Origin of the sequence: Streptomyces sp. NPDC002698 (genome assembly GCF_042888945.1) — a bacterium.
In the GTDB taxonomy this organism is placed as follows: Bacteria; Actinomycetota; Actinomycetes; order Streptomycetales; family Streptomycetaceae; genus Streptomyces.
This window is the reverse complement of the sequence record NZ_JBIAQM010000061.1, coordinates 21,872-32,350: the sequence shown is the minus strand read 5'-3', so window position 1 is coordinate 32,350 and position 10,479 is coordinate 21,872. Positions and strand designations below refer to the sequence as shown.

General features: G+C 71.6%; 8 protein-coding genes. All 8 read right to left on the bottom strand.

The window, feature by feature from the left end:
- Positions 1-131 precede the first annotated feature (131 nt).
- Positions 132-905 (bottom strand): TetR/AcrR family transcriptional regulator, encoded by a 774-nt coding sequence (locus tag ACFYW9_RS39620; RefSeq protein WP_389159877.1) that lies wholly within the window; start codon positions 903-905, stop codon positions 132-134.
- Between the two features lie 124 nt (positions 906-1,029).
- Positions 1,030-2,556 (bottom strand): MFS transporter, encoded by a 1,527-nt coding sequence (locus tag ACFYW9_RS39615; RefSeq protein WP_351875239.1) that lies wholly within the window; start codon positions 2,554-2,556, stop codon positions 1,030-1,032.
- Between the two features lie 215 nt (positions 2,557-2,771).
- The gene (locus ACFYW9_RS39610; protein ID WP_389159876.1) at positions 2,772-5,048 is read right to left on the bottom strand and encodes an ArnT family glycosyltransferase; all 2,277 of its coding nucleotides are present in this window, start codon (positions 5,046-5,048) and stop codon (positions 2,772-2,774) included.
- Positions 5,045-6,559, bottom strand: coding sequence for a glycosyltransferase (locus ACFYW9_RS39605; RefSeq protein WP_389159875.1), 1,515 nt, complete (start codon positions 6,557-6,559; stop codon positions 5,045-5,047). Before ACFYW9_RS39605 ends, ACFYW9_RS39610 begins: the two co-directional genes overlap by 4 nt.
- Before the next feature lie 14 nt (positions 6,560-6,573).
- A complete protein-coding gene (locus tag ACFYW9_RS39600) occupies positions 6,574-8,178 on the bottom strand; it encodes a sensor histidine kinase (RefSeq protein ID WP_389159874.1) in 1,605 nt (534 codons plus the stop codon).
- Positions 8,175-8,915: a response regulator transcription factor gene (locus tag ACFYW9_RS39595; protein ID WP_326786852.1), complete on the bottom strand. Its 741-nt coding sequence runs from the start codon at positions 8,913-8,915 to the stop codon at positions 8,175-8,177. Before ACFYW9_RS39595 ends, ACFYW9_RS39600 begins: the two co-directional genes overlap by 4 nt.
- Positions 8,916-9,090: 175 nt before the next feature.
- A complete protein-coding gene (locus ACFYW9_RS39590) occupies positions 9,091-10,014 on the bottom strand; it encodes an amidohydrolase family protein (protein ID WP_389159879.1) in 924 nt (307 codons plus the stop codon).
- Positions 10,007-10,357, bottom strand: a complete 351-nt coding sequence (locus ACFYW9_RS39585; RefSeq protein WP_351875228.1) for an antibiotic biosynthesis monooxygenase — start codon at positions 10,355-10,357, stop codon at positions 10,007-10,009. Before ACFYW9_RS39585 ends, ACFYW9_RS39590 begins: the two co-directional genes overlap by 8 nt.
- Between the last annotated feature and the right edge of the window lie 122 nt (positions 10,358-10,479).

Below are 10,479 nucleotides of genomic sequence, written 5' to 3'. Positions count from 1 at the left end.
GTGCCGGTACATCGATGCCCGTCGCCACCGACGCCCACCCCTCACCCGACGGCGACGGGCTGATGCACCGGCACGGCCCCGACCCACCACCGGACGAACCCGGCACCGGGACGCCGACGCAGCGACCCCGCTCAGCCCCGGGACACCATCGTCTCGATCCCCGCGATCAACAGCTCCAGCGCGAACTCGAAGTCCCGCTCCCGCATCTCCGACACCGTGTCCCCGCCGCGTGCCTCCATGAGACCCTCCGCACTGGCGAAGTGCGCGGCGTACTGCGGCTCTTCACTGATCGTGCTCATGGCCTGCCGGAAGTACTCGTCCTGCGACATCCCCGCCGAGACGCACCGCTGCACGAAGTGGCCCTCGATCGTCCCGAACCCGTACACGAACTGGAACACCGCCGACATCGCCCCCATCTGCCCGTGCGCCGGCATCCCGGTGTTCCGGATCACCTGCTGCACACGCGCCGAGAACACCATCGAGCACGGCCCGATGTTCAGGAAGTTGCCGATCAGCGTCGACACCCACGGATGGCGCACCAGCAGCGCCCGGTACCCCACCGCCAGCGACCGCAGCTGATCACGCCAGCCTTCCTCCGGCTCGGCGTCCGGCAGCTCCAGTCCGCCGAACACCGCGTCGAGCGCGAGCTCCAGCAGATCGTCCTTGGTGTCCACGTACCAGTACACGGACATCGCGGTGACGTTCAGCTCGGCCGCGAGCCGTCGCATGGAGAACTTGGCCAGACCTTCCGCGTCCAGCAACCGCACCGTGGCCGCGGTGATCCGCTCCCGGTCGAGCCCGGACGGCTGGCCACCGCCCCGGGCGGCCCCGCCGCGGGGGGCCCTGCCCTCCAGCCAGACGCTGGTCCGCACCGGCCGCTTCGCCCTGTCGGCTGCCCTCACCATGGCGCTCCTTCCCCGGAACTCGAACCACGGAGCGGGCCGGAACTCCCCGGTCCACCCTCCTCGACGATGCTAAGCGGGCACTTCGGGGACGAGCCCCGCACTCCGTCCGAAACCCGGCCGGCCCTCACACGGTGACCGCCACCGCGGAGTCCGCCCTCTCCGCCCTCCTCAGCAACGCGGCCGCCAGGAGTCCGCCGAGCAGAACCGCGACGGCGCCCACGAGTTGGCTGGTCTCCAGCCCCGACGAGAACGCGTCGACGATCCGCTCCCGCTCTCCGGCCGACCCGGCGGAGGCGAGCGCGGCGGGCAGCGAGCCCGCGGCCACCGGAATCAGCGCCGCGAACCGCGAGTTGAGGACGGCGCCGAGCACCGCGACCCCCAGACCGTTCCCGAACTCGGCGAGCGTGCCGTTGATCCCGGCGCCCACACCCGCCTTCTCCCGCGGAATCGCGCTCATGATCGCGTACGCCATGGCGGGGTTGGCCACGGCACAGCCGGCGCCTATGAGCAGCAGCCCGGCCAGCGTCCCGGCGTACCCGTGCGCGGCCAGGGTCGCTATGGACACCAGCCCCGCCGACATCACCGTCATCCCGAGGGCTATGGACATGGGCGCACCGAGCCGCGCGGTCCATCGCGCGGACAGTCCGGAGAAGTTCAGGGCGACGACCGCCAGCGCGAGCGGCGCCGTTCGCAGGCCCGCCTCCAACGGCCCGTAGCCGAGCACGAATTGAAGATGCTGGGTGAGCAGGAACAGCGCGCCGCCCATCCCGAAGGTGATGAGGACGGCCCCCGCCACGGCCCCGGTGAACCGTCGGTCGCGGAAGAAGTGCAGGTCGAGCATCGGGTACGGGATCCGGCTCTCCCAGTGTCCGAAGACGCCGAGGACGACGACGGCCACCGCGGCCGTGCCGAGGACGCGCGGGGACGCCCAGCCGTGCCCGGGCCCCGAGATGATCGCGAAGACCAGCGCGGTCATACCGACCGTCGACAGCAGCGCGCCCATCACGTCCGGCCGGTCCGCCCGGGGCGCGTCCGGGGGTGTCCCGGGAACGGCGGCGCGCGGCGCGGCCTTCGACTCGGGCACGAAGGCCACCACCGCGACCAGGCCGAGCGCCGCGACGGGCAGGTTGACCAGGAAGATCGCGCCCCACCAGAAGTGGTTCAGCACGAAGCCGCCGAGGAGGGGCCCCACGGCGAACCCGAGGGCGTTGACCGCGCTCCAGATGCCTATCGCCTTCGGGTGCTCGTCCGGGGTGAAGACCTGCATCACGACGGCGAGCGTGGTGGTGAGCAGCAGCGCTCCGCCCACGCCCATGCCGGCCCGTGCCGCGATCAACTGTCCTGTGGAGTGGGCGAGTCCGGCCGCCAGCGATCCCGCCCCGAACAGGACGAGCCCCGCGATCAGCATCTTCTTGCGGCCGTAGCGGTCGGCGGCGCTGCCCGCGGTGAGCAGCAGTCCGGACTGCGCCAGCGAGTAGGCGTTGATCATCCACTGGATGTCGGAGGTCGCCGCGCCCAGCTCGCGGGTCAGGGAAGGGATCGCGACGTTCAGGACGGTGTTGTCGAGCAGCACGGTGAGTTGTGCCAGACAGATGACGCCGAGGATCAGCCAGCGTCTGGGGTGCCCTTGGGGGGCGGTCGAAACGGCCATGCCGTACACCGTAGAACAGCTCTTGTACACCGTACAACGCCGATTCCCCGCCACGGCGCGGCACGAGAGGACGGCACACGAGACGACGGCGCGCGAGACGACGGCGCACGAGACGACGGCGCACGAGACGAAAGAGCGGTGGTCCGGAGCGCACTCGCTCCGGACCACCGCTCCCCGCGCACCGGGCTCTGTACCGACCCGGCCGGATCCGCCGGTCAGCTCCCGCCGGCCGGCTGGGTCAGGTCGTAGAAGGTGGCCGAACCCACCGTCACCTTCTTGAAGTTGGCCGTGACCCACGAACTGATCTGGGAGGAGGTGGAGGCGGTGCCGGAGTTTCCGCCTCCGCCCATGCCCCCGCCCATGCCGCCGCCCGAGATGAAGTAGTGGATCTCGCCGTCCGTCACGTACTTCTTGAACTGGGCCAGCGTCGGGGACGGGTCGGTGCCGTTGAAGCCGCCGATCGCCATCACCGGCTTTCCGGTGCCCAGTTGGTAGCTAGCGGAGTTCTGGGAACCGATCGCGGCGGCCGCCCAGGTGTAGTCCCCCGCGTTCTTCGACAGCAGCGCCTTGGCCGCGGAGCTGACGGACGCGCCGTTCAGCAGACCCCCGGCTCCGCCGCCACCGCCGGGCATACCGCCCTCACCCGTACCACCGCCGGGCATGCCGCCCTGCTGGTTCTGACCGTTGCCCTGCTGGTTCTGGCCGGGGAATCCGCCCGTGCCGCCCGTGGGGGGCTGACCCGTACCGCCGCCGGGCACGCCCCGCTGCCCGTTCGGCATGCCGCCGTTGCCGTTCTGCTGGTTCTGGCCGCCGCCCGGGAACCCGCCCCGCGTGCCACCGCCGCCACCGGGACCGCCGCCCATGCCCGCCCCGGCCGGACCGGCCGTCACGATGGAACCGGTGTGCCCGGTGTTCACCGTGGAGAGCGTGTACGCCGTCGGGCCCGCGACCGCCGCCACGAAGCCCAGCCCGGCGGCCGCGAGGGCGAGCTGCCTGCCCAGCCGGGCCGCGAAGATCAGCCCGAGCGCGCCGGTCAGACCGCCGACGAGGACCAGCCACTTGAGCCACGGCAGATAGTCGGAGGTGCGGTTGAGGAGGACGTAGCCCCAGGCCGCGGCCGCGGTGACCGAACCGGCGAGGGTGAGCGCCGCCCACACCTTGCCCCGCTCCTCCCACAGCGCCGTCGCGCCCATGCCGACCACGGCGGCGATGTAGGGGGCCAGCGCCACCGTGTAGTACTGGTGGAAGATGCCGGCCATGTAGCTGAAGACCAGCGCGGTCATCAGCAGCGCGCCGCCCCAGGCGAGGAAGGAGGCACGGGCCAGGTCGGTCCGCTTCGCCTTCCGGGTGAGGACGAGGCCGGCCGCCAGCAGGATCAGGGCCGCCGGGAGCAGCCAGGAGATCTGGCCGCCGATCTCGGAGTTGAACATCCGGTCCCAGCCGGTCTCGCCCCACATCCCGGTGCCACCGCCGCCACCGCCACCGCCGACACTGCCGGTCTCGTCGCCGTTGATACGGCCGAGGCCGTTGTAGCCGAAGGTCAGCTCCAGGAAGGAGTTGTTCTGCGAGCCGCCGATGTACGGGCGGGAGGACGCGGGCCACAGCTCGACGATCGCGACCCACCAGCCGCCGGCGACCACCATCGCGGCCGTCGAGAGGCCCAGCTGCGCGAACCGCTTCCGGACCGTCACCGGCGCGCAGACCGCGTACAGCACGGCCAGCGGCGGCAGGATCAGGAAGGCCTGGAGCGTCTTGGCGAGGAAGGCGAGGCCGACCGTGACGCCCGCCCAGACCAGCCACTTCGTCCGGCCGTCCTCCAGGCCGCGGATCACGCAGTAGACCGTGACGGTCATGAGCAGCGCGAGCATCGCGTCCGGGTTGTTGAACCGGAACATCAGCGCGGCGACCGGGGTGAGCGCGAGCACCGCGCCGGCGATCAGACCCGCCGCGGCGCCGAACCGGCGCCGTACGGCCGCGTACAGGACGCCGACCGTGGCCACGCCCATCAGGACCTCGGGAACGAGGATCGCCCAGGAGCTGAGACCGAAGATCCGCACCGACAGGGCCATCGGCCACAGGGAGGCCGGGGGCTTGTCGACGGTGATGGCGTTGGCCGAGTCGAGCGAGCCGAAGAACAGGGCCTTCCAGCTCTGGCTGCCTGCCTGCACGGCCGCGGAGTAGAAGGAGTTGGCGTACCCGGAGGCGCTCAGGTCGTACAGGTAGAGCACCGCGGTGGCGAGCAGCAGACCGAGGAAGGCGGGGCGCACCCAGCGCGGGTCCTCGGGGCGGCCTCTCCAAACGCGACGGAAGAAGGGCTGCCGGGGTTCACCGGCTCCAGGGGCGCCCGCGGGCGGGACATGCTCCGGGGGCGGTGCCGAGGCGGGCGGCCCCCAGGCGTGACCGGTGGTGCCGACACCGCCGCCGGTGTTCGTCTCGGTGCTCGTACCGGCACCGGTGGCGGTACCGGCGCTCATGTCGGGCTGTGTCGTCATCGCGCTTTCCTCGGGTCGTGATCGTGCGGGCGCACGGCCTGCAGCTGCATGGTCGAATCCCGCCAGGAGCGGTCCGCGGCCTCGTCGGCGCGGTACGGGGCGGTGTCGTACGGAGCGGTGTCGTACGGAGCGGTGCCGTACGGGGACGGGGAAGCCGTCGGACGCTGGGGCAGCGGCGGATACGCGTTCCCGCCCTGCCGTACGGCCGTCGGGTGGAGCGGCGGGACCGGCTGGTGCGAGGCAACCACCGGGGACGGTGACGGTGTCCCGCCCCGCCGGTCGGGGAAGACCCAGGCGCGGAAGAGCAGGAAGCGCAGGACGGTCGCCGCGAGGTTGGCGGCGATGAGCACCGCCAGTTCGGTGGAGTGCGCGGGGTCGCTCGTCGCGGCCGCGAGGGCGGCGAGGGAGCCGCTGGTCAGGGCGAGCCCGATACCGAAGACGACCAGGCCCTGCGCCTGGTGCCGTACGGCGCCGCCCCGGCCCCGTACGCCGAAGGTGAGCCGCCGGTTGGCCGCCGTGTTGGCGACCGCCGACACGAGCAGCGCGAGCGCGTTGGCGACCTGCGCGCCGGAGACGGAGCGGAAGCCGCTGTAGAGCAGCAGGTAGAACAGGGTGGACAGGCCGCCCACGACGCAGAAGCCGACGAGCTGGCGGGCCAGGCCCTTGGGGACGTCGGTCAGTTCGCGGTCGCGCGGGTCGTCCCCGAAGGGCCGGACGAGCCGGTCGAGCGACAGCGAGCCGGTGGCGAGGGCGCGTCCCACCCGCCACACGCCCTTCAGGTCGTCCGTCGCGGTCTTCACGATGTGGACGGTCGAGTCCGGGTCGTCGACCCAGTCGACGGGGACCTCGTGGATGCGCAGCCCGGCCCGCTCGGCCAGCACCAGCATCTCGGTGTCGAAGAACCAGCCGGTGTCCTCGACGATCGGCAGCAGCACCTGGGCGACATCACGGCGGATCGCCTTGAAGCCGCACTGCGCGTCCGAGAAGCGGGCCTGGAGCGAGCCGCGCAGGATCAGGTTGTAGGCGCGGCTGATGAACTCCCGCTTGGCGCCCCGCACCACACGTGAGGAGCGGGACAGCCGCGAGCCGATCGCGAGGTCCGAGTGACCGGAGATGAGCGGGGCCACCAGCGGCAGGAGCGCGTTCAGATCGGTGGACAGGTCCACGTCCATGTACGCGAGGACCGGCGCGTCGGACGCCGACCAGACGGTCCGCAGCGCCCGGCCGCGGCCCTTCTGCTCCAGCCGGCGGGAGGTGACCTCCGGGAGCTGTGCCGCCAGCCGGGCCGCCACCAGCGGGGTGCTGTCCGTGGACGCGTTGTCCGCCACCGTGATGCGGAACGCGTACGGGAACGTGCGCTTGAGGTGGTCGTGCAGTCTGATCACGCATGGCTGGAGGTCCTTCTCCTCGTTGTAGACGGGGATCACGACGTCCAGGACAGGCGTACCCGCGTCTGCGGCCGGGAGGTGCTCCCGCGCCGGCAGGTTGCCGGGAGAAGGTTCGGTTCGCATGGAACCGACTTTCGTCAAGCCCGCTGTTGCACCCATGTGCTGGCGCTGTGCTGTACCTGTGAGTGCTGTTGCCAGGACGTTTCGGGGGCGAGCGCGGGCAGGTGCAGGGTGAACACGGTCCTGCCGGGCACGCTGTCCACGGTCACGGCGCCCCCGTGCGCGGCCGCGACCGCCTGCACGATGGCGAGCCCCAGACCGGTCGATCCGGAGGCGCGCGAGCGCGACGAGTCTCCTCGCGCGAACCGCTCGAAGACGCGCGGCAGCAGATCGGACGGAATGCCGGGGCCGTCGTCCTGGACGTCCACGCACAGCCACGGCCCGTGCCGGTGCACCCGCGCGGTGACGGTCGTCCCCGGTGGGGTGTGCGTGCGGGCGTTGGCGAAGAGATTGACCATGACCTGCTGGAGGCGCGCGGCGTCCGCCGACACCAGCGCGGGCTCCTCGGGCAGTTCGAGCCGCCAGTTGTGGCCGCGCCCGGCGGCCCGCGCGTCGCTCACGGCGTCGATCACCAGGGGGACGAGGTCGGTCTGCTCGTGCTGCAACGGCCGCCCGGCGTCGAGCCGCGCGAGCAGCAGCAGATCCTCCACGAGCAGCGTCATCCGGCCGGCCTCGGACTCGATCCGCCCGAGCGCGTGCCGGGTGTCGGGGCCGGTCTCCTCCCGGCCGCGTCTGGTCAGCTCGGCGTATCCGCGGATGGAGGCCAGCGGGGTGCGCAGTTCATGACTGGCGTCCGCGACGAACTGCCGTACGCGCATCTCGCTCTGCTGGCGCGCGTGCAGCGCGCCGTGGATGTGGTCGAGCATGCGGTTGAGCGCCGCCCCGACCTGCCCGACCTCGGTGTGCGGATCGGACTCGGACTCCGGCACCCGCTCGTAGAGCGTGACCTCGCCGGTGTGCAGGGGGAGTTCGGAGACACGGGTGGCGGTCGCGGCGACCTTGCGCAGGGGGCGCAGGGCGAGGGTCACGATGGCGGCGCCCGCGAGGGAGGCCGCCGCGAGACCCGCGCCGGTGACGCTGATCTCGACGTAGATCAGCGTGGTGAGGGTGTTGGTGACGTCGTCGGTCGGGAGCGCCACGTAGAAGGCGCCGTTCCTGCCTTCCTGGTACCGCACGCGGTACTCGCCCCGGCCGGGGACGTCCACGGTGTGCGGGTTCTTGTCCTTCGCCACCGAGGCGAGGGCGGCGAGCTGGCTCTCGCCGAGCTGGAGCGGGGTGGGCTGCTTGACTCCGTTGGAGTCCTTCTTGGCCACGCTGACGATGCCCTTGGTGACCTGGCCGTTCTTCACCGTCGCGCCGATGGCGCCCATGTCCTGTCCCCTGAGCACGAACTCCAGGGGGTCCTTTCCGATGACGTCGTCGCTCGGGGGGCGCGCGGCCCCGCCGCCGGACGGACCGCCCGCCGGGTCGCCCATCGGGCCCGCCGCGCGCATCGCCGCCTCGGCCACGTTGTCGTCCAGCTGGTTGTACAGGTGCGAGCGCAACGCGATCGTGGTCACGGTACCGATCACCGCGCACACGACGGCGATCAGCGTGACGGACCCGACGACGAGCCGCGTCCGCAGGGTGCGCGGCTGTCGTGCTCGCCTCTTCTGCGCTCGCGTCCGTCGTCGTCCGCTCATGACGTGGCGGGCTTGATCAGATATCCGGCCCCACGCCGGGTGTGGATCATCGGCTCACGCCCTGCGTCGATCTTCCGCCGCAGATACGAGATGTAGAGCTCGACCACATTGGCCTGGCCACCGAAGTCGTACGACCACACACGGTCGAGGATCTGCGCCTTGCTCAGCACCCGGCGCGGGTTGCGCATCAGGAAGCGCAGCAGCTCGAACTCGGTCGCGGTGAGGTGGATGTTGTCCCCGCCGCGCGACACCTCGTGGCTGTCCTCGTCCAGGGCGAGGTCCCCGACGACGAGCACGGATTCGGACCGCCGGTCGGCCGCGCCCGAACGCCGGATGAGACCGCGCAGCCGGGCCACGACCTCCTCCAGGCTGAACGGCTTGGTGACATAGTCGTCGCCGCCGGCGGTGAGCCCCGCGATGCGGTCCTCGACCGCGTCCTTCGCGGTCAGGAACAGCACCGGGACGTCGGGCTGCTCCCGGCGGAGCCGGCCGAGCACGGTCAGGCCGTCCATGTCGGGCAGCATCATGTCGAGCACCACGGCGTCGGGCCGGAACTCGCGCGCGGTCTGCACCGCGCCCGTCCCGTCACCCGCGCTGCGGATCTGCCACCCTTCGTAGCGAAGGGCCATGGACAGCAGCTCGGTGATCGACAACTCGTCGTCCACCACAAGCACTCGGACGGGGCTCCCGTCCGGCCTCAGCAGTTCGGTGCGCCCCTGGGGCGAGGTCGTGGTCATAGCGGACACCTTGGTGGGCCCCGCTGAGAGCATCCTTTCGGCAACCTGTGATTTTCCTGAGAAACACACAGGTGCCTCTCAGGAAACTCCTGAGTGGGCCCTGCCGGGGTCGGCCGGTAGACCCGTAGGCGTCAGCCGGTAGACCGTAGGCGTCAGCCGGTGGGCCCCCTCGTCGTCAGCGGAGGCCGAAGAGACGGGCGCCGTTCTCGTGGCAGACCGCTCGCAGCCAGTCGTCCCCCAGGCCGAGCCGTTCCAGCGCGTGCAGCTGATGGACGTACGGGTACGGGATGTTCGGGAAGTCCGTGCCGAGGAGCACCCGGTCCCCGAGGTCCGCGAGCCGGGGCAGGAGACCCGGCGGGAACGGCGCGAGCCGCTCGCTGAAGTCGGTGAACGCCATGGTCGTGTCGAGCCGCACCTCGTCGTGGCGCTCGGCGAGGCCGAGGAAGTCCTCGTACTCGGGCATCCCCATGTGCGCGAAGACGAACCGCAGCCGGGGGTGCCGGCGAAGGACGGCGGCGGCCGGCGCCGGTCCGGTGTGCTTGCCGGGGGAGGGCCCCGAGCCGCAGTGGATCACCACGGGGATTCCCGCTTCGGCGAGCAACCCCCAGGCCGGGTCGAGGAGTTCGTCCGCCGGGTCGTACGCCCCCACCTGCACGTGCGCCTTGAAGACGCGCGCGCCCGCCTCCACCGCCTCGCGCACGTACCGCTCGACGCCGGGTTCGGGGAAGAGGGTCGAGGTGTGCAGGCAGTCCGGGGCGCGCCGGGCGAAGCCGACGGCCCAGGAGTTGAGCCACTCGGCCATGCCGGCCTTGTGCGGGTAGAGCATCGCCGTGAAGGCGCGCACCCCGAACTCCCGGATCAGCGCCAGTCGTTCGTCCTCGTCCGCGCGATAGGCGATCGGCCACTCGATGCCGCCGGTGAGCTCGCCCAGTCCGTCGAAGTAGTCCCACACCTTGCGCAGCACCCGCTCGGGCATGAAGTGCGTGTGGACGTCGACGAGTCCGGGCAGCCCGAGCCCCTCCCAGAAGTCCCGCACTTCGCGCGCCTCGTCCCGCACGTCCTCGGTCTCCGCACCGGGCGTGCCCTCCCGGTCAGTCATCGGCACGCTCGAATCCGTGGCTCCGCTCGACCTTGGCGATGTGCAGGGTGTAGCGCTCGTACCAGTCGGCCCGGCCGCGCCGCTGTGCCGCCCGGTGCTCGGCGTGCGCGCTCCACTCCTTGATGGCGGCCTCGTCCCGGAAGTACCCGACGCTGATGGCCAGTCCGCCCGGCGAGCGCGCGAAGTCCATCCCCAGATAGCCCGGGATCTGCCGGACCAGCTCCTCCATGCGTTCGGCGGTCTCCCCGTACCCGGCGTCCTCCTCCTTCCGTACGGAGGTGAACACGGCGACGTAGTAGGGGGGTTCATGGGCTGCGACAGGAACGAGAGGGTGATCACTCATGTCCGACACTCTCCTTGCGGGCGTCCCCCGCCGTCCAGCACCTTTCCGAACGGGAGCCGAAAGGGATCGAAGTCTTGACCATTCCGCCCGCCGGCCAGCCCCGTCTCCGCCCGCCGGCCCGC